The 18,162-nt window shown below is 52.5% G+C and carries 16 protein-coding genes; 9 read left to right on the top strand and 7 right to left on the bottom strand.

The window, feature by feature from the left end; genetic code table 11:
* Window positions 1-3: 3 nt before the first annotated feature.
* From ICA20_RS11105 to ICA20_RS11095, 3 genes are read right to left on the bottom strand one after another with little or no spacing between them, the layout of a single operon-like run.
* Window positions 4-2,514, bottom strand: coding sequence for a fimbria/pilus outer membrane usher protein (locus ICA20_RS11105; protein ID WP_051594547.1), 2,511 nt, complete (start codon window positions 2,512-2,514; stop codon window positions 4-6).
* 29 nt (window positions 2,515-2,543) lie between these two features.
* A complete protein-coding gene (locus tag ICA20_RS11100; protein ID WP_038641203.1) occupies window positions 2,544-3,221 on the bottom strand; it encodes a fimbria/pilus periplasmic chaperone in 678 nt (225 codons plus the stop codon).
* Window positions 3,222-3,272: 51 nt separating this feature from the next.
* Window positions 3,273-3,803, bottom strand: coding sequence for a fimbrial protein (locus ICA20_RS11095; protein WP_038641205.1), 531 nt, complete (start codon window positions 3,801-3,803; stop codon window positions 3,273-3,275).
* 357 nt (window positions 3,804-4,160) lie between these two features.
* On the opposite strand from ICA20_RS11095, the gene ICA20_RS11090 reads away from it, so the two are divergent.
* From ICA20_RS11090 to ICA20_RS11065, 6 genes are all read left to right on the top strand, one after another.
* Window positions 4,161-4,823, top strand: a complete 663-nt coding sequence (locus ICA20_RS11090; protein WP_038641207.1) for a winged helix-turn-helix transcriptional regulator — start codon at window positions 4,161-4,163, stop codon at window positions 4,821-4,823.
* 39 nt (window positions 4,824-4,862) lie between these two features.
* Complete coding sequence (locus ICA20_RS11085) at window positions 4,863-5,513, top strand: winged helix-turn-helix transcriptional regulator (RefSeq protein WP_230592237.1); 651 nt, start codon at window positions 4,863-4,865, stop codon at window positions 5,511-5,513.
* A 319-nt stretch (window positions 5,514-5,832) separates the two neighbouring features.
* Window positions 5,833-6,903 carry a dihydroxyacetone kinase subunit DhaK gene (dhaK, locus tag ICA20_RS11080; protein ID WP_038641209.1) on the top strand — a complete coding sequence of 357 codons (1,071 nt, stop codon included), beginning with the start codon at window positions 5,833-5,835 and terminating at the stop codon, window positions 6,901-6,903.
* Window positions 6,904-6,914: 11 nt separating this feature from the next.
* Entirely contained in the window at window positions 6,915-7,547 is a 633-nt protein-coding gene (dhaL, locus tag ICA20_RS11075; protein ID WP_038641211.1) for a dihydroxyacetone kinase subunit DhaL, read from the top strand.
* Between the two features lie 10 nt (window positions 7,548-7,557).
* Entirely contained in the window at window positions 7,558-8,988 is a 1,431-nt protein-coding gene (gene dhaM / locus ICA20_RS11070) for a dihydroxyacetone kinase phosphoryl donor subunit DhaM (protein ID WP_038641213.1), read from the top strand.
* A gap of 168 nt (window positions 8,989-9,156) precedes the next feature.
* Window positions 9,157-10,869: an alpha,alpha-trehalase gene (locus ICA20_RS11065; protein WP_038641215.1), complete on the top strand. Its 1,713-nt coding sequence runs from the start codon at window positions 9,157-9,159 to the stop codon at window positions 10,867-10,869.
* Window positions 10,870-10,915: 46 nt separating this feature from the next.
* On the opposite strand, the gene ICA20_RS11060 is transcribed toward ICA20_RS11065, so the two are convergent.
* A complete protein-coding gene (locus ICA20_RS11060) occupies window positions 10,916-11,170 on the bottom strand; it encodes a GlsB/YeaQ/YmgE family stress response membrane protein (protein ID WP_006684222.1) in 255 nt (84 codons plus the stop codon).
* Window positions 11,171-11,368: 198 nt separating this feature from the next.
* On the opposite strand from ICA20_RS11060, the gene ycgR reads away from it, so the two are divergent.
* Complete coding sequence (ycgR, locus tag ICA20_RS11055; protein WP_038641216.1) at window positions 11,369-12,103, top strand: flagellar brake protein YcgR; 735 nt, start codon at window positions 11,369-11,371, stop codon at window positions 12,101-12,103.
* A gap of 11 nt (window positions 12,104-12,114) precedes the next feature.
* Here the strand turns inward: ycgR and emtA are convergent, their stop codons facing one another.
* Entirely contained in the window at window positions 12,115-12,726 is a 612-nt protein-coding gene (gene emtA, locus ICA20_RS11050) for a membrane-bound lytic murein transglycosylase EmtA (protein WP_016153365.1), read from the bottom strand.
* A 98-nt stretch (window positions 12,727-12,824) separates the two neighbouring features.
* Between emtA and ldcA the strand changes: the two genes are divergently transcribed.
* Both ldcA and ICA20_RS11040 read left to right on the top strand, forming a co-directional pair.
* Entirely contained in the window at window positions 12,825-13,739 is a 915-nt protein-coding gene (gene ldcA / locus ICA20_RS11045; protein WP_038641219.1) for a muramoyltetrapeptide carboxypeptidase, read from the top strand.
* Between the two features lie 97 nt (window positions 13,740-13,836).
* Entirely contained in the window at window positions 13,837-15,570 is a 1,734-nt protein-coding gene (locus ICA20_RS11040; RefSeq protein WP_038641221.1) for a potassium/proton antiporter, read from the top strand.
* 47 nt (window positions 15,571-15,617) lie between these two features.
* On the opposite strand, the gene dadX is transcribed toward ICA20_RS11040, so the two are convergent.
* Window positions 15,618-16,688, bottom strand: coding sequence for a catabolic alanine racemase DadX (gene dadX / locus ICA20_RS11035; protein ID WP_038641223.1), 1,071 nt, complete (start codon window positions 16,686-16,688; stop codon window positions 15,618-15,620).
* 12 nt (window positions 16,689-16,700) lie between these two features.
* The gene (locus ICA20_RS11030) at window positions 16,701-17,999 is read right to left on the bottom strand and encodes a D-amino acid dehydrogenase (RefSeq protein ID WP_038641225.1); all 1,299 of its coding nucleotides are present in this window, start codon (window positions 17,997-17,999) and stop codon (window positions 16,701-16,703) included.
* Between the last annotated feature and the right edge of the window lie 163 nt (window positions 18,000-18,162).

Raw genomic sequence — 18,162 nt, 5'->3', positions numbered from 1 at the left:
GAGTTACCGACACAGACTGTCAGTCACGGTAATACCACGATAATTTTCTTCGCTGTTCAGAGTATATTTAGCCGTACAGTGTTGTTGGTTGTCATTGCCCCAGACAACGTCCAGTACGCTTTGTGGCTGCATGCCGCTTAAATAAACCTGGCCATCATCCCCAACAATGAAGCTTTGCCCCTGAACACCTCTGACCGTCACCATCGCACCAAATGGCACAGGCTTTCCGTTATCACGGCGTAACGTGAGCAATGCGCGCAATCCTACGTTGGCCACAAAATCTGTGCGAACCACCGCGCCACGGGTCGGCACCACGATTTTATTGGTCAGTTCCAGCTCAACGTCATCCGCTATAGTTGCCGTCTCCAGTCCGATATCATTTTTGCGATAGGGAGAGACGTTACTGACAACGGTGTATCCACGAAAATCAGTGCGTGCGCCACTTTGGTTTTTTATACCGACATTCGCAGCGCCCGGCGCTTTAATCAAGACGTTGGTTTCACCCAATGGCTGTGAAAATGTGACACCATCGGCGTGGGCGAGCACGCCCCCCGCTAGCGAATAATTCACCCGTTGCAGGTTGCGATCATAACTGTAACCCCCACTGACTTCCGCGTACCCGCCTTTATAATCAGCGTTCAGGCTGCCGGTATAACCCGCATCCTCGGAACCATAACCCTGCCGAATACTCCAGTTCAGAGCATTTCCCTCCAGCGCCATCCCGCTCAAGCCGACGCTGTGCGTTGTCCCACTGTTACGGCTGGTATTCATGCTATAGCTGGCCCAGGAGTTGGTCGAAAAGCGTTCCAGTGGAAGGCTAATGTTCAGTGCCACCAAACTCTCACTGTCGTAGCGAGCATTACTGCCCGAATAACCATTTTTACTCTGCATCCAGCTAATCCCATAGCTTATTCCGTGCCAGGTGTTGTTATAACTCAGGCTCCATGACTGCAATGGTTTTGCGTAATGCCAGTAATCTTCCCGCACCGCGCTGAGCGAAAGGGACCCACCTGACGCCCCCAGAGACTGGTTGATGGTCGCCTCCATGCGATTACGGCGTTTCTCTATCGATGAACTGCCGGCCCCATAAGAATCAAAAGTGTCTTGCATCCCGGAATAGCCAGCCGTTGAATAACGATATCCGGCAATCGAAAAGTTTGTCCCGGTTACCACGCTGTTTTTGCTGTAACGAATGCGCCAGGATTGTCCCTGCTGTTGCCCCGTATTCTGTGGCTGGGACCAGGACTGGCTAACATCAGCCGAAACCGCCCCCACCACGCCAAGATTTTTCCCGATACCTGTTGCAACAGAACGATAATTATCTGCCCCCTGGACACCGCCATAAGCCGTGAATCCTGCCGGCAAACCATAAATCAGCGTTCCCTGAACAAAGGATGTCTGCTCAACCCGACTGTCATATGAGCGATAACGTCCGGCGGTCAAGGCATATTTGAGACGCCCTTCTCGTTGCAGCACGGGTAATGAAGCAAACGGAACGGTAAAATGTTGTTCACTACCGTCGGCTTCTTTGATACTCACGTCAAGATCGCCCGCGCCTCCGGTCGGGTACATGTCGGTTATTTCAAACGCCCCTGGAGAGACGTAGTTTTGGTAAATTTGATAACCATTTTGTCGAATGATCACCTGCGCGTTTGTTCGGGCGATTCCTCGCACCACCGGCGCATAGCCTTTCAGCGAATCCGGGATCATCTCATCATCAGAGGCAAGCTGGCCGCCGCGAAAAGGAATGCTGTCAAAAACGTCGGCTGGCGAAGAACTGTCGCCCAGTACCAGTTGCGCTTTCAGCGGAATAATATTGCGCTGCACGTAGCTATAGACGGTGTCCCAGTGCGCATTTCCCTGGCTGTCTTTATTCCAGGTGCTGTAGTTACGTAACCGCCATGGGCCAATGTTAATTCCCGGACGCAGGTTAACGTACTGACTGTTGCTGTTGTTTCCTGTGTCCTTTGTCCGGCTGTTATCCCCACTGAGACTGTAATTGAGCATCATGGCTGTAATACCTTCATCCCACTGTTCTGGTGCAACATAACCGCGCGCCGGTGAAGAAAGCGCGGCCTGCGGAATACTCAATAACAACTTCTGGGAAGAAAATAACAGTTCGCTGGAAGCCTGAGGAATAGCGGACAGATCAGCGCAATTCTCGTTCCCGACAAGCCCTGGATATAGTGCTGTCTTCACACCGTAGCCCTCCAACAACTCTGTTGAAAGGCACGGTTCCAGCATTCCCCCTTCCCGTCTGGTAAACACTACATCGCGGGTATCAACATTCTCTCCATTGAGAAGAATATCAACATGATATGTTCCTTCCGCCTGTTGTCCTGTCTCAAAGCCGGAAAGATCAACATCGCCATTTGTGGATCCTGTACGCTCCAGTAACGCAGGGTTAAAGTAATCACGACCTTTTACTTCATTCAGTACATTGGCGACGGTTAATAAAATACACAGCAATAATCGGACCGGAAGTGGATTAGATATCATCTTGGCTATCATCATTGACATAATCTTCCCGTCCGGACTGCGTTTTAGAGTGAGGCGTGATACGCCTCACTTATCCCGCCGTAATCATTAATAATTCTGTAGGTTATTGCTCCACCGGTAATACCTGTCGGTAGTGCGAAACTCGCGCTGCATCCGGGCGCGACAAACGTGACGTCTTCGATTCTTTTACCTGCCACGGTAATTTCATTAAAATTAATAAAGTATGAGGATGAGTTCGTCACCTTAATAAATTTACCGTCCGATTTCCAGCGTAGTTTTTCTACCTGCGCATCTGGTGTTGACTGGCTTAATCTGACCGGCCTGTAGATCAGTTTTATTCGCGTTTTGATAGCTATTTGTAATGTATTATCTTTACGCTCTGCCGACGGTATCGATTTAATATTGAGCCAGAACAGAGATTCTTTATCTTCTGGCAAATTACCTGCGCGAATAATGCGCATTACGTTTCGCTGCCCTTTATCCAAACGATAAAGCGGTGGAGTAATGATAAACGGTGCTTTCGCCCCGTCGTTGCTTTGCGTTTCAATCCACGATTGAATTAAGTAAGGAACCGCATCAGGATTATTAACGCTCAGCGAAGCCTCTTTCTTTCCACCATCGTAAATAACTCGGGTACCACCAATTGAGACACCCGCATGCGCAGTAGTAATACCGATCGCCACAGCAACCAGGGGCAACATGCAAAAACGTAATACTCTCATCATAAACCTCTGAAAGGGCCGTTTGCCGGCCCTTAAAACTGCACAGGTAAATCAGTTGTAGTTAACAGTGAAATTAGCCACCGCGTTAGCCGCGCCAGGAAGAACAGGCACAGCAGTTGCCACATAGGCGGCATAGAAATCCAGATTATTATCCGCGGTACTGGATAACATGTAGGTATAACCGTTGTCCTGATTAAGTCCTAAGTTCACACTGTCTGCCGTCTTAAGACGTATTGCCACACCGCTTGCCGACCCGGAACCTTGTGTGATGGCCAACAAGCTACTGTCATTACCGTCATGCGCACCGTCAAATTTCACCTTTGCTGCGGCCACGCTGGCCGGGCAATCTTTCAGCCGTAGCGTAAATTTTGTGGTGGATGCTTCATCGCCAGTACTGACGAATGCTGTTTTAGCGACACGTCCCAGATCGACCATCAACGTATTACTACCACCAATATCAACGGTACAGGCCGAATCGAGGATTTCACCATTAAAAATAACCGTACCATCATAGGCCATTGCGTTTGAGGCCATGAGAATGGCCGCAGCAGACAACGTCTTCGCTATCACATTCTTTTTCATAATTGCTTTCCTTAACTTTTATTTATAGTGCTGCATCGTTATTTACCCTGATGCAAATAACGCCCCATAACTTTATTATTACCATCACTTTGAAAGTACTGCGAGAAATAACAATCAGCGCAAATTAGCAAGGATGGAATTAGGCTCCATGTAAGTAAAACCGATCCTTATTAGATGCTATTGCTCTTCTGCTTATGGGCAATTTTGATATAGATGCACATATTTGCTCAAGTTATTTTTCGGTGTAATTTTACACCGTGCGATGGATTCCATTATCTTCCTCTCATTACCATAATTATTAAAACCAACAACATCTTATGTTGTTTTTAGCAGCATATTTATTGAGGAGGGCGACTCATGCCTGAAACAAAAATAATCATTGAATCAAGTATGTATCAAGCCTTACCGATAAAGCCGGTGGAACACATAATAAATATTATTGAAAAGCTAAAGCCAAGCGCCAACATTTATGAAACAAAATACAGACAAATAATTAACTACAAGAGCAATAATTCTCATCAATGTTATTTGTTATTGAATGGCACGATTGCCATCTTCAGGCAACGCGACGGCTTTATGCTCAATTCTGAAGTCGCGCCATTTATCTTCGGACTAAGCAATCAGCTTGCAGAATCGGAATATCTCTTTATGCGGTGTGAAGAGTGCTCAACCGTTGCAGCCATTCCTCTGGAAACAGCTAATGAGATTATTGCCGATGAGGATCTGTGGGAGAGCCTGTCAATGTTACTCATTTATACGGCCGGGCGTGTTTATGACCATTGCACTCGCATTTCCGCCCCAACATCTTACGATGTTATTCGCTCACAACTTTATGAGTTGATGCGCGAATCTGACGAGTTTCGGCAGCACATTACCGCCGCAAACTATATTCAGAGCCGCACGTTTCTGTCACGGAGCAGTATCATGAAAATTCTGGCCGAATTAAAAAAAGGCGGCTATATCGTTACCGAACGCGGCGTATTGAAACAAATACAGCAAAATATTCCCCTGAAGTATTAACCGTACGCTATGCTGCACAACGTAAACGAATGAAAATCTATGCGGGATAACCCCATTATGCCTCATGAATCGCCGATAAACCTGCTCAAACAACCCTCGCCTTATGCTCCGGAGTTGCTGCGACAATTGGCAGAAGAATGCGAGTTCAGGCGCTACCCCAAAGGTAGCCGCTTCGTATTTATCCATTCTGGAGAACATCTGTGTCAGTTTATCCGCCAGGGTACGGTAAGTATTGAAAACCTGGAGAATAATCTGGCTTTAGGCATCGCCTCTGCGCCGGTGTCTCTCGGCTTCACCAGTGCATTATCAGAGAAACTATTGCTCCGGGCCCTTGAGGAATGCGAAGTTGCGACTGTCCCACTGGAAACCGTTATGGCACGCATTGAAGCAAAACAGCTTTGGGAGATCATGGCCCGGCATATGATCATCGTGACAAATAAATTGTTTATTCAAAATGAGATGGTAGCGGCCCCCACCGCTTATGATGTGCTGTGCTATCAACTACAGGCTCTGGCCAAAGAATCAGACAACATTCGCCAGCAGATTGCCGCCTACCAGTACATTCTGGACAGGACGCACCTTTCACGCAGTAGCGTGATGAAAATGCTCGCGGCCTTAAAAAAAGGGGGATATATCGAACTTGAGCAAGGAAAACTGGTGGCGATCAACCACCTGCCTGCACGATTTTAGCCTTCTTAATCTGCCTCCTGTTCGTTCACGCCCTTCACCTTGATGAAACTGCCTGCCCCCCTTGCCAACCGTAAAACAAAAGGATGCCCAACGTCGCAGTTTAGGCGAATTTGACGTCATCTTGTTTCAATATGGAACATATTGAGATAGCAATGTTCCTTATTGAAACACCACCAACAGCAATTTTCTTTTGCATACCCGTGTGCAAAATTACTTTATCGGCAGCGAGCGGTCGCCGTAGCGTTGTACAAACCGATACCCTACATCAGATGGCTGCAGAATTTTGGCAGCATCCAGGACTGTCTGCGGAGCATAAATAATGAAAAAATTGATCAACCGTGTTGAAGACGTACTGAATGAACAACTCGCCGGACTGGCGAAGGCTTACCCCTCCCTGGCGCTGCATCAGGACCCGGTGTACGTCACTCGCGCAGATGCGCCGGTGATGGGCAAAGTGGCGCTCCTCTCCGGCGGCGGCAGCGGACATGAGCCAATGCACTGCGGTTATATTGGGCAGGGCATGCTCGCCGGGGCCTGCCCGGGTGAGATTTTTACCTCACCTACGCCGGATAAAATGTTCGAATGCGCCATGCAAATTGACGGCGGTGAAGGCGTCCTGCTGATCATCAAGAATTACACCGGCGACATTCTTAACTTCGAAACCGCCGCCGAGTTGCTGCACGAAAGCGGTATTAAAGTCACGACCATGGTGGTGGATGACGACGTCGCGGTGAAAGATAGTCTGTATACCGCCGGTCGTCGTGGCGTGGCGAATACCGTATTGATAGAAAAACTGGTCGGCGCGGCCGCCGAACGCGGTGACTCGCTGGAAGCCTGCGCGGCACTCGGGCGTCAACTGAATAACCAGGGGCACTCGATTGGGATCGCCATTGGCGCCTGTACCGTTCCGGCCGCCGGGCAACCGTCGTTCACGCTGCAGGATAACGAAATGGAGTTTGGCGTGGGTATCCACGGGGAGCCGGGCATTGACCGCAGAGCCTTCACGTCTCTCGACCAAACCGTAGATGAAATGTTCGACACGCTGCTGGAAAACGGCAACTACAGCCGCACGCTGCGTCATTGGGACAACGTCCAGGGCGCGTGGCAGGAAGGCAAAGAAAGCAAGCGGGCGTTGCAAAGCGGCGATCGCGTCATTGCGCTGGTCAATAATCTCGGTGCGACGCCGTTGTCAGAACTCTTCGGCGTGTATAACCGCCTCGAAAGCCGTTGCCAGGATGCGGGGATCGTCATTGAGCGCAACCTGATCGGCTCTTACTGTACCTCTCTGGATATGACCGGTTTCTCAATCACCCTGTTACAGGTGGATGACGAAACGCTGAATTTATGGGATGCACCGGTTCACACCCCTGCTCTCAACTGGGGTAAATAAGGAGATTCATGATGTCCCTCACCAGAACGCAAATTGTTAACTGGCTCTATCGCTGCGGCGAAATATTCACTACCGAAAGTGATTTTCTCACCGGGCTGGACCGGGAAATCGGCGATGCCGACCACGGTCTGAACATGCATCGTGGCTTTAGTAAAGTGGTCGAAAAACTGCCGTCTATCGCCGATAAAGACATCGGTTTTATTTTAAAAAATACCGGCATGGTATTGCTCTCCAGCGTTGGCGGAGCCAGCGGCCCGCTGTTCGGTACCTTTTTCATCCGCGCCGCCCAGGTCACGCAAGCCCACCAGAGCCTGACGCTGGACGAGTTGTATCAAATGATTCGCGATGGCGCAGAAGGCGTCATTAGCCGTGGTAAAGCTGAGCCTGGCGACAAAACCATGTGCGACGTTTGGTTGCCGGTGGTGGAATCTTTACGTCAGTCCTGCGAGCAAAAGCTAAGCGTACAGGCGGCGCTGGAAGCCGCAAGCCAACAAGCGGAAGCCGCGGCACAAAGCACCATCACCATGCAGGCACGCAAAGGCCGCGCCAGCTACCTTGGTGAACGCAGCATTGGCCATCAGGATCCTGGCGCAACGTCCGTCATGTTTATGATGCAAATGCTGGCTCAGGCGTCCAGAGAGTAAGGATAAAGCGATGGTAAACCTGGTTATTGTGTCTCACAGCGCCCAACTGGGCGAAGGCGTCGGCGCGTTAGCCCGACAAATGTTAATGGGCGATGGCTGTAAACTCGCTATTGCCGCAGGCATTGACGATCCTGAGAATCCCATTGGCACCGATCCGATTAAGGTGATGGAAGCCATCGAGTCCGTGGCCGATACGGATCACGTGTTAGTGATGATGGATATCGGCAGTGCGTTGCTGAGTGCGGAAACTGCCCTTGAACTGCTCGCCCCTGACATCGCCGCGAAAGTCCGTCTGTGCGCCGCCCCGCTGGTTGAAGGCACGCTGGCCGCGACGGTTAGCGCTGCTGCGGGTGCTGATATCGATCAGGTCATCCGTGATGCCATGCACGCCCTCGACGCCAAATGTGAGCAACTGGGTTTACCTTCGCCCTCGGCAGCAAAGTCCGCTTCTGCCGAACTATCCCCCGACACAGATGCCCGTTCGATTGCCATTGTGGTGAAAAACCCCAACGGTATCCACGTTCGCCCGGCCTCACGGCTGGTATCTACGCTGTCTGGCTTTAACGCCGACATGTGGCTGGAAAAAAACGGCAAGTGCGTCGTTCCTGATAGTCTCAATCAGATAGCCTTGCTGCAGGTGCGTTGTAACGACACGCTGCGCCTGATTGCCAAAGGCGAACAGGCAGAAGATGCCCTGGCCGCGTTCAAACAGTTGGCGGCAGAGAATTTTGGCGAATCGCTCGCACCAACGCAGGCGAAAAACGTGGCGACTCAGGTCCCGTCACGGGTAACGGGGACGGTATTTTTTTACACGCCATTCTCACCCGAGATAAGCCCGCAGCCTGCAGCATCATTGCAGGCTGAGCAGCAGCGATTACAGGCCGCCATCCAGAGCACGCTGAACGATTTAAGCGAGCTAACCGCGCTCGCTGAAGAGAAGTATTCCGCCGATATCGCCGCGATCTTCTCCGGTCACCACACGCTGTTGGACGATCCCGAACTGTTCGATATGGCGTGCGACGTAATGCGTGAAAAGCAGTGTAGCGCCGCCTGCGCCTGGCAGCAGGTGTTGAGCGAACTCAGCCAGCAGTATTTACAGCTCGACGATCCCTACTTACAGGCGCGATATATCGACATTGAAGATTTACTGTCTCGTTCGCTGCAGCATTTGACAGGAGCGACGGCGCAAATCCCGACGTTCAGCCGCCCGACAATCCTGGTCGCGGACGTCATTTACCCGTCTACGGTGTTGCAACTCGATCCGCTGCCCATCAAAGGGATCTGTCTGCGTGCCGGGAGCGAGGCTTCTCACCCCGCGATTATCGCCCGTGAAATGGGACTTTGTTGGATGTGTCAGCTTGGGGAGACCCTCGATAGTATAAAGACGGGAGATACCGTCACTCTTGACTGCGTGGCGCATCGGATAACCCATACAGGTTAATGGCATCAGCACACCCTTTCTCAACAGGGTGTGCATCTTCCTGGCGCGTCGGGAAATGTCTGTTTATTCGCAAAATGGGGAGTCGATCACGCGCAACGGTCGATCCTGAACTAAGGTTTTCTCATGGTAAATGCCGCTGCTTCGGCACACCGCTAAGGAGATTAACCGATGATAACACCAGCAATCCGCCCTTCCGGGCTGCTTTCTGTTGCGATAAAACTGACGTTTGCCAGTACCCTTTTTGCCTGTACCTCTTTTACCGTCAATGCGGAGGACGCGCCAGCAGCGACACCGCAACCACCTGATATTCTGCTCGGCCCTCTGTTTAACGATGTACAAACGGCCAAATTGTTCCCTGACCAGAAAACCTTTGCTGATGCGGTTCCCAATAGCGATCCGTTAATGATCCTCGCCGATTACCGAATGCAAAAGAATCAATCTGGATTCGATTTACGTCATTTTGTCGGAGTGAACTTTACCTTACCAAAAGAGGGTGAGAAATACGTCCCCCCTGCCGGGCAATCGCTGCGCGAACATATTGATGGTCTGTGGCCGGTGCTAACCCGCTCAACGACCGACGCTGAAAAATGGGATTCGCTGCTGCCGCTCCCGGAGCCATATGTGGTGCCAGGCGGGCGTTTTCGCGAAATATATTATTGGGACAGCTATTTCACCATGCTGGGGCTTGCCGAAAGTAATCACTGGGACAAGGTCTCCGACATGGTGGCAAATTTCGCTTACGAGATTGATGCCTGGGGACACATTCCTAACGGCAACCGCACCTATTATCTGAGCCGTTCTCAACCGCCGTTCTTTGCCTTTATGGTTGAACTGCTGGCGCAGCACGAAGGGGATGATGCGCTGAAAAAATACCTCCCGCAGATGCTCAAAGAGTACACCTACTGGATGGAGGGCGTCGAAACGCTCCAGCCCGGTCAGCAAAATAAGCGCGTGGTTAAGCTGGATGACGGCACCATTTTGAACCGCTACTGGGATGACCGCGATACGCCGCGGCCAGAGTCATGGGTGGAGGATATCGCCACCGCTAAAAGTAACCCGAACCGCCCGGCCACCGAAATCTACCGCGACCTGCGCTCCGCCGCAGCGTCCGGCTGGGACTTTAGTTCCCGCTGGATGGATAACCCCAACCAGCTAGGTACCCTGCGTACCACCAGCATTGTGCCGGTCGATCTCAATGCGCTGATGTACAAAATGGAAAAAATGATCGCCCTCGCCAGTAAAGCCGCTGGTGATGATGCCAAAGCTGCTCAATATGACGGTTTTGCCAATGCCCGACAAAAAGGGATCGAAAAGCACCTGTGGAACGACAAAGAAGGCTGGTATGCCGACTACGATCTAAAGAGCCACAAAGTACGTAACCAACTCACTGCCGCCGCCCTGTTCCCGCTGTATGTTAATGCAGCGGCAAAAGATCGCGCCAGTAAGGTCGCCGCGGCAACCCAGGCACATTTGCTGCAGCCCGGCGGTCTAGCTACCACCTCGGTGAAAAGCGGCCAGCAATGGGATGCGCCAAACGGCTGGGCCCCGCTCCAGTGGGTCGCGGCAACCGGGTTACAAAATTACGGTCAGGATAACGTCGCCATGGACGTAACCTGGCGATTCCTCACCAACGTGCAGCACACTTACGATCGCGAGAAAAAGCTGGTGGAAAAGTATGACGTGAGTACCACTGGCACCGGCGGCGGTGGCGGTGAATATCCGTTGCAGGATGGGTTCGGCTGGACTAACGGCGTAACGCTAAAAATGCTCGACCTGATTTGCGCCAAAGAAAAACCGTGTGACAGCGTCCCCGCATCGCGTCCAGCCCCGGCTGGGACGGCATCAACTGAGCCTCAAAAGCAGACGCAACCGACGCCATAACGAACTTTCTATTCCAAAGAAACGGCCCCCAGAGGGGGCCGCTCACTCAATCTCGTCGCACAAGCCGGAAAACACCCAGCACAACAATCGCGCCGACTACGGCCACCAGGAAGCTGTGGAGATTAAATCCGCTGACATCACCGCCGATACCAAACATTGTTGCCAGCCATCCGCCGACCACAGCGCCGACAATACCGAGAATACAGGTCAGGATAAATCCACCGCCATCGCGCCCCGGCATAATCAGTTTGGCGATAACACCTGCAATCAGACCAAAAACAATCCAGGCAATAATTCCCATTTTCAGGCCCTCTTTCCAGTGAATGTGCGCTCGTTATTCCCGCGCCAGTGCATTAAGTATAGGCAAGCTGTTGGATGACGTTTTTCCACACAGACTTAATTCATTGGCTTTGGCAAAAAATTTCATTCATTTGTCTTAAGTTCCGTCGTTTGATGCCGATAATCCAACGATAAACCAGGCATCCAGGAGTCATTAGGTGTGAGCAACTACAATGAGCAGTTCCTGAAGCAAAATCCGTTAGCGGTGTTAGGCGTTCTCAGGGACTTAAATTCGCAGCAGGTTCCACTGCGTATCTCCTGGTCAGGTGGCCAGTTCATTAGCAAAATACTGGCGGTCACCCCGGACGAACTGATCATGGACTTTGGCAGTCAGGAATATGAAAACCAGGCCGTGCAGCGGGCCAGCCAGATCTCAATTATCGCCGAAACGCAGGGCGCCAAAGTGGAATTCACGCTGCCGCAGCTTAAAAAAGGCGAGTATCAGCGACTACCGGCATTTATCTCAACGCTGCCGCCTTCCCTGTGGTTCATTCAGCGTCGGGAGTATTTCCGTATCGGCGCGCCGCTGCATCCCCCCTATCGCTGCGCGGCAAAGATGCCGGACAACAGCATTCTGCATTTTCGCCTGTTCGATTTGTCTCTCGGCGGCATGGGTGGACTGTTAGAAACGGCAAAGCCAGAGGGACTGGTAGAAGGCATGCGCTTCTCACAAGTTGAACTGAACATGGCGCAATGGGGTGTGTATCACGTTGACGCCCAGCTGATTTCCATCAGCGAGCGCGTGGTTATCGACAGCAAAAACGAAACCATTACCACTCCCCGCCTGAGCTTTCGTTTTCTCAACGTCGGCCCGGCGGTGGAGCGGAACTTACAGCGGATTATTTTTTCCCTTGAGCGCGAAGCCCGGGAAAAAGCCAATAAAGTGCGCGGGTAGCATTACATGAACTACATGACATCCAGCGCTTGCTGGAGCTTCCAGATATAGCGCGGAGCCTGCGGCGCCGGATGATTATCAGCCACATGTTCAATAAATTCATCCGGGCTGAGATCGTTGATCTTATTAATGGCTTTTTTTCTGTCGGAGGAGAATGTTCGCAGCAGTGCGCCCGCCCCGTTAGCGTACGACACCACCAGCGCATATTGCATCACCTGAGGATCTTCAATTCCGGCCAGAGGCCCGGTCTCAAGAATACTCAGGTAGGCGGCTCCCATCGAAATATTACGCTCAGGATTTTTCAGCTCGCTGGTCGACGGCTCTCCGCTCCATCCCATACGACGGTAAACATCGCGTCCTGACGTGGACGCTTTTAACTGCATCAGACCAATCGCATTCGATTTACTGACCGCATTCGGGTTTCCGCCAGATTCAATGGCGATGATAGCGGTAATCAATTGTGGGCTGACACCCCAGGCCGCACCGGCTTTTTCACTGATCGGCATCCATTGCATTGCGCGTTTGACCGGAACTTCAGCATTCCATGGCGGATTTTTGTAATCCTGTTTTGAACTACAGCCCGCAAGTAATACAACCAAAAAAGCAAACCATCTCAATTTCACGTCATCTATCCTTATAGCCGGAACCTGTCGCTGAGGTGACAACGACATACCTACGCGGCATGATATACATTTGGTTTTAGTTGTAGCAAGGAAATGCCATGTCCCGGTTTCACTTAATTGCCCCTTCGGGCTACTGTATCAACCAGCAGGCTGCATTACGTGGGCTTGCGCGGCTTACTGAGGCCGGTCACCAGGTCGATAATTCAGCGGTGATTGCGCGCCGATGCCAGCGTTTTGCGGGCACAGAAGCAGAACGTCTGGCAGATGTGAACTCGCTCGTTAATCTGCACACGCCTGATACTATTGTGATGGCGGTACGCGGCGGCTATGGCGCGAGCCGTTTACTGGAAGGGATCGACTGGCAGGGACTGATTGCTCGTCAGCAACAAAACCCGCTACTGCTGTGCGGGCACAGCGATTTTACGGCGATTCAGTGCGGTTTGCTGGCGCAGGGCAATGTGATTACCTTCAGCGGCCCAATGCTGGCGGCTAACTTCGGGGCCGAGGAGATGAACGCGTTTACCGAGCACCATTTCTGGCAGGCTTTGCGTCATCCCCAATTTACCCTCGAATGGCAGAGTAACGGCCCGGCGTGTGCGACCGAAGGTACGCTATGGGGCGGAAATCTGGCGATGATCATTTCGCTGATGGGCACGCCGTGGATGCCCGCTATCGAAAACGGTGTGTTGGTGCTGGAAGACATTAATGAGCACCCATTCCGTATTGAACGCATGCTGCTGCAGCTATACCATGCGGGAATACTGGCCCGGCAGAACGCCATTATTCTTGGCAGTTTTAGCGGCAGTGCGCCCAATGACTATGACGCCGGATACAGCCTTGATTCGGTTTGCGCTTTTCTACGCGACAGATTGTCAGTTCCGTTAATCAGCGGTCTTGATTTTGGTCATGAACAACGTACCGTCACCCTGCCTTTGGGTGCCAATGCGGTGCTGAAAAACGATAAAAATGGCGCTCAGCTCACCATAAATGGTCATCCGGTACTTAAATCGTAAAAAAAGCTGCCAACAGGGCTAAGTAAAACGCTGTTTCTGTCGTTATTATGTTAGGGTTTGTTAATACGAAACAGCGTAATTCAGGAGTAAACGAACGTTGGATGCCGCAGCAGTTATTAGCCTTTTTATTTTGGGTTCCGTTCTCGTCACCTGCAGTATCTTACTCAGTTCATTCTCATCACGTCTTGGCATCCCTATTCTGGTGATATTTCTCGCTATCGGGATGTTAGCGGGGGTGGATGGTGTAGGCGGTATTCCTTTTGACAACTACCCATTTGCCTACATGGTGAGCAACCTGGCGCTGGCGGTTATCCTGCTCGACGGCGGCATGCGCACCCAGGCCAGCTCTTTTCGCGTCGCGCTGGGTCCGGCGCTATCGCTGGCGACCGTCGGGGTACTGATTACCTCCGGACTTACCGGCATGATGGCCGCATGGTTGTTTAATCTGGATCTCATTGAGGGACTATTGATTGGCGCGATAGTCGGTTCCACCGATGCGGCGGCGGTCTTTTCCTTGCTTGGTGGTAAGGGGCTTAACGAACGTGTCGGCTCCACGCTGGAAATTGAATCCGGGAGTAATGACCCGATGGCGGTATTTTTGACTATCACGCTTATCGCCATGATCCAAAACCACGAGACCGGTTTAAGCTGGATGTTCGCGGTGCATATACTCCAGCAGTTTGGTTTAGGGATTGTGCTGGGTCTGGGCGGCGGCTATCTGCTGCAGCAAATGATTAACCGCATTTCGTTGCCTGCCGGGCTGTATCCGTTACTGGCTTTAAGCGGCGGGATCCTCATTTTTGCCCTGACTACCGCACTGGAAGGCAGCGGTATTCTGGCGGTTTATCTGTGCGGTTTCCTGCTGGGTAATCGCCCGATTCGCAACCGATTTGGTATTCTGCAAAACTTCGATGGTCTGGCCTGGCTGGCGCAAATCGCCATGTTCCTGGTGCTGGGGCTACTGGTCACGCCTTCCGACCTGCTGCCTATCGCGATTCCAGCGCTGATTTTGTCCGCATGGATGATTTTCGTGGCTCGTCCGCTGTCGGTCTTCGCCGGACTGCTGCCGTTCCGTGGCTTCAATCTGCGCGAGCGTATTTTTATCAGTTGGGTGGGCTTGCGCGGCGCGGTGCCGATCATCCTTGCCGTCTTCCCGATGATGGCGGGCCTGGAGAATGCGCGTCTGTTCTTTAATGTGGCGTTCTTCGTGGTTCTGATCTCCCTGCTGTTTCAGGGAACGTCGCTTTCCTGGGCGGCTAAAAAGGCCAAAGTGGTGGTTCCCCCGGTCGGCTGGCCCGTTTCGCGTATTGGTCTGGATATTCACCCGGATAACCCCTGGGAGCAGTTTGTTTATCAGCTCAGCGCGGATAAGTGGTGTGTGGGAGCCGCATTGCGCGACCTGCATATGCCGGAAGAAACGCGAATTGCCGCCCTGTTTCGTGACAATGTCTTGTTTCATCCGTCGGGCAGCACGCGCCTGCGTGAAGGTGACGTGTTGTGCGTCATTGGTCGCGAGCGCGATCTCCCCGCTCTCGGCAAGCTATTCAGCCAGTCGCCGCCGGTATCGTTAGACCAGCGCTTCTTTGGGGATTTTATTCTCGAAGCCAGCGCAAAATATGCTGACGTGGCGCTGATCTATGGCCTCGACGATGGCACAGAGTATCGCGATAAACAGCAAACGCTGGGTGAAATCGTTCAGCACCTGTTAGGCGCCGCGCCGGTCGTTGGTGACCAGGTTGAATTTGCTGGCATGATCTGGACGGTGGCCGAGAAAGAAGATAATGCGGTGCTGAAGGTTGGTGTTCGCGTTGCTGAAGATGAGGATGAGTAGCGGATGTTTTTGCCGGGTGGGTGCTGCGCCTACCCGGCATACAAAAGTTACACCGTCACAACCGGTACGCGCAGCGCCAGCGAACACATCAGTTCGTAGCCCACCGTACCCGCAGCAGCGGCCACATCGTCAATTTTAATCTCTTTGCCCCACAGCTCTACCGGCGTGCCGATCCCCGCCTGAGGACATGGCGTCAGGTCAACCGCCAGCATATCCATTGAGACCGTTCCGACCGTTTTGGTGCGCACACCGTCCACCAGTACTGGCGTGCCGCTCGGCGCATGGCGCGGATAACCATCTGCATACCCGGTCGCCACAATGCCGATGCGTTGCTCCCCGCTGGCGGTGTAACGCCCGCCGTAACCGACCCGATCGCCGGCTTTCAGCGTTTGTATGCCGATAATTTCGCTGCTTAACGTCATCACAGGTTTCAGGCCCGTATTGGCGATGTCTCGCCACTGTCCAGACGGCGATGCTCCGTACAAAATGATGCCCGGACGAACCCAGTCATAATGCGCTTCAGGATGCCACAGCGTCGCAGCCGAATTGGACAGTGACCGTCTGCACTCCAGCCCTTCTGTCGCCTGCGCAATACGTGTCATCGCTTCCTGAATGCCATCCGGATGTTCTGCATCAGCGAAGTGCGACATCAGCGTCATTTCACCGACATTGGGCATGGCCCGCAGCTGTTGCCAGACCGTGGAAACTCTGTCTGGTAAGAAACCCAGCCGGTTCATGCCGCTGTTCACCTTCAGATAAACATCGAGCGGTGCGTTCAGGCGCGCATTCTGCAATGCTTTTAGCTGCCAGTTACTGTGCACACACGTTGTCAGACGATATTTGTCATATATCGTCAGGTCGTCGGCGTGGAAAAAACCCTCCAGCATTAATATCGGGCCTTTCCATCCCCGCTCGCGCAGGGTTATCGCCTCTTCAAGATTGAGCATGGCAAAACCGTCGGTTGTGCCCAGCGCATTCCATACTCGTTCAATGCCATGTCCGTAAGCATTGGCTTTCACTACCGACCAGACGCGGGCGTCCGGTGCGGCCTGGCGAGTAATGGCCAGATTTTGTTTCAACGCCTGCAGGTCAATGCTGGCCAGTATCGGGCGGGTCATCTCTCATCCTTATCAGTTATGGGCGCCGTGTAAATGCCGTGGCCGAGAGGGGGTAACCCCCGGGCTGTAACGCGCCACGCTCAAATCGTCGTAAGGAATGGCTGGGGTACGACCAGATAAAATATCGCTCAGCAGCTGGCCGGATCCACAGGCCATGGTCCAGCCCAGTGTGCCATGACCCGTATTAAGCAGCAGATTTTTAAAGCGGGTTCGTCCCACGACCGGCGTACCGTCCGGGGTCATCGGACGCAGTCCGGTCCAGAATGTAGCCTGCTCCACATGACCGCCGCGCGGGAAAAGATCGCGTACAACCATCTCCAGCGTTTCGCGGCGAGGCTGCAGCAATTCGGTATTGAAGCCAACAATCTCCGCCATGCCGCCAACGCGAATACGGTTATCAAAGCGGGTTATGGCGATCTTGTAGGTTTCATCAAGGATAGTAGAAACCGGGGCCCCATCATCCTGCGCCACCGGAATGGTCAAGGAATAACCTTTAAGCGGATAGACCGGAATATCAACAATACCTTTGAGCATCGCCGTGGAGTAAGAGCCAAACGCCATCACATAAGCATCGGCTTTAATGATTTCATCCCCACACTGAACGCCATATATTTGCTCCCCCTCGCTGAGTAGCTTATCGACCGGGGTGTTAAAGCGGAACGTGACGCCCGCTTGCTCGGCCATCTGCGCCAGGCGCTGGGTAAACAGCTGGCAATCACCGGTTTCGTCATTTGGTAAACGCAAGCCGCCGGTCAGCTTATGCGCCACTTCCGCCAGCGCGGGTTCGACTTCCGCCAGGCGGTTTGCTTCAAGCAACTGATATGGCACGCCCGCATCTTCGAGCACGGCGATATCGCGGGTGGCGTTCTCATACTGTTGAGCAGTACGGAACAGCTGTAACGTTCCGCCCTGACGTCCTTCATACTCAATGCCGGTAGAGGCGCGCAGCGCTTTCAGGCAATCACGGCTGTATTCCGCCAGCCGTACCATGCGTCCTTTGTTTTCCATGTAGTGACTGGTGTCGCAGTTACGCAGCATTTGCCACATCCATTTTAACTGGAACTGAGTCCCGTCGAGACGGACGGCCAGCGGGGCATGGCGCTGAAACATCCATTTAATTGCTTTAAGCGGTACGCCGGGCGCCGCCCATGGTGCTGCATACCCTGGAGAGATTTGTCCGGCGTTTGCCGCACTGGTTTCCAGTGCCGGACCGGGCTCACGATCAATGACGGTGACATCATGTCCAGCCTGACTTAAGTACCAGGCGCTGGTCACGCCAACGACACCACTTCCCAGTATGACAACTCGCATAGCCACTCCGTTAACAGTAAAAGAACAATCATCTAATTACATCTTGATAACTCAGTTGAAAATATTATTCAACATATGGCTTTTTTATGGTGACTTATCTCACATATAGCGGTGATTGCTGGGAACTCCCGGCTTTGGAATCTCATGCTGTGCGTTATTTTTA

The organism is Citrobacter sp. C5_2 (assembly GCF_014596845.2).
GTDB lineage: Bacteria > Pseudomonadota > Gammaproteobacteria > Enterobacterales > Enterobacteriaceae > Citrobacter > Citrobacter werkmanii.
Note: the sequence above shows the minus strand (reverse complement) of the source record. Positions and strands in the feature narration are given on the sequence as shown.

What these genes read in the sequence shown, in the direction of transcription:
- ICA20_RS11085 (WP_230592237.1), top strand. Translation starts at nt 4,863, where the DNA reads ATGCGGGATAACCCCATTATGCCTCATGAATCGCCGATAAACCTGCTC.
- ICA20_RS11090 (WP_038641207.1), top strand. Translation starts at nt 4,161, where the DNA reads ATGCCTGAAACAAAAATAATCATTGAATCAAGTATGTATCAAGCCTTA.
- ICA20_RS11065 (WP_038641215.1), top strand. Translation starts at nt 9,157, where the DNA reads ATGATAACACCAGCAATCCGCCCTTCCGGGCTGCTTTCTGTTGCGATA.
- ICA20_RS11100 (WP_038641203.1), bottom strand. Translation starts at nt 3,221, where the DNA reads ATGAGAGTATTACGTTTTTGCATGTTGCCCCTGGTTGCTGTGGCGATC.
- dhaM (WP_038641213.1), top strand. Translation starts at nt 7,558, where the DNA reads ATGGTAAACCTGGTTATTGTGTCTCACAGCGCCCAACTGGGCGAAGGC.
- ICA20_RS11060 (WP_006684222.1), bottom strand. Translation starts at nt 11,170, where the DNA reads ATGGGAATTATTGCCTGGATTGTTTTTGGTCTGATTGCAGGTGTTATC.
- ICA20_RS11095 (WP_038641205.1), bottom strand. Translation starts at nt 3,803, where the DNA reads ATGAAAAAGAATGTGATAGCGAAGACGTTGTCTGCTGCGGCCATTCTC.
- ldcA (WP_038641219.1), top strand. Translation starts at nt 12,825, where the DNA reads ATGTCCCGGTTTCACTTAATTGCCCCTTCGGGCTACTGTATCAACCAG.
- dadX (WP_038641223.1), bottom strand. Translation starts at nt 16,688, where the DNA reads ATGACCCGCCCGATACTGGCCAGCATTGACCTGCAGGCGTTGAAACAA.
- dhaL (WP_038641211.1), top strand. Translation starts at nt 6,915, where the DNA reads ATGTCCCTCACCAGAACGCAAATTGTTAACTGGCTCTATCGCTGCGGC.
- ICA20_RS11105 (WP_051594547.1), bottom strand. Translation starts at nt 2,514, where the DNA reads ATGATGATAGCCAAGATGATATCTAATCCACTTCCGGTCCGATTATTG.
- dhaK (WP_038641209.1), top strand. Translation starts at nt 5,833, where the DNA reads ATGAAAAAATTGATCAACCGTGTTGAAGACGTACTGAATGAACAACTC.
- ICA20_RS11030 (WP_038641225.1), bottom strand. Translation starts at nt 17,999, where the DNA reads ATGCGAGTTGTCATACTGGGAAGTGGTGTCGTTGGCGTGACCAGCGCC.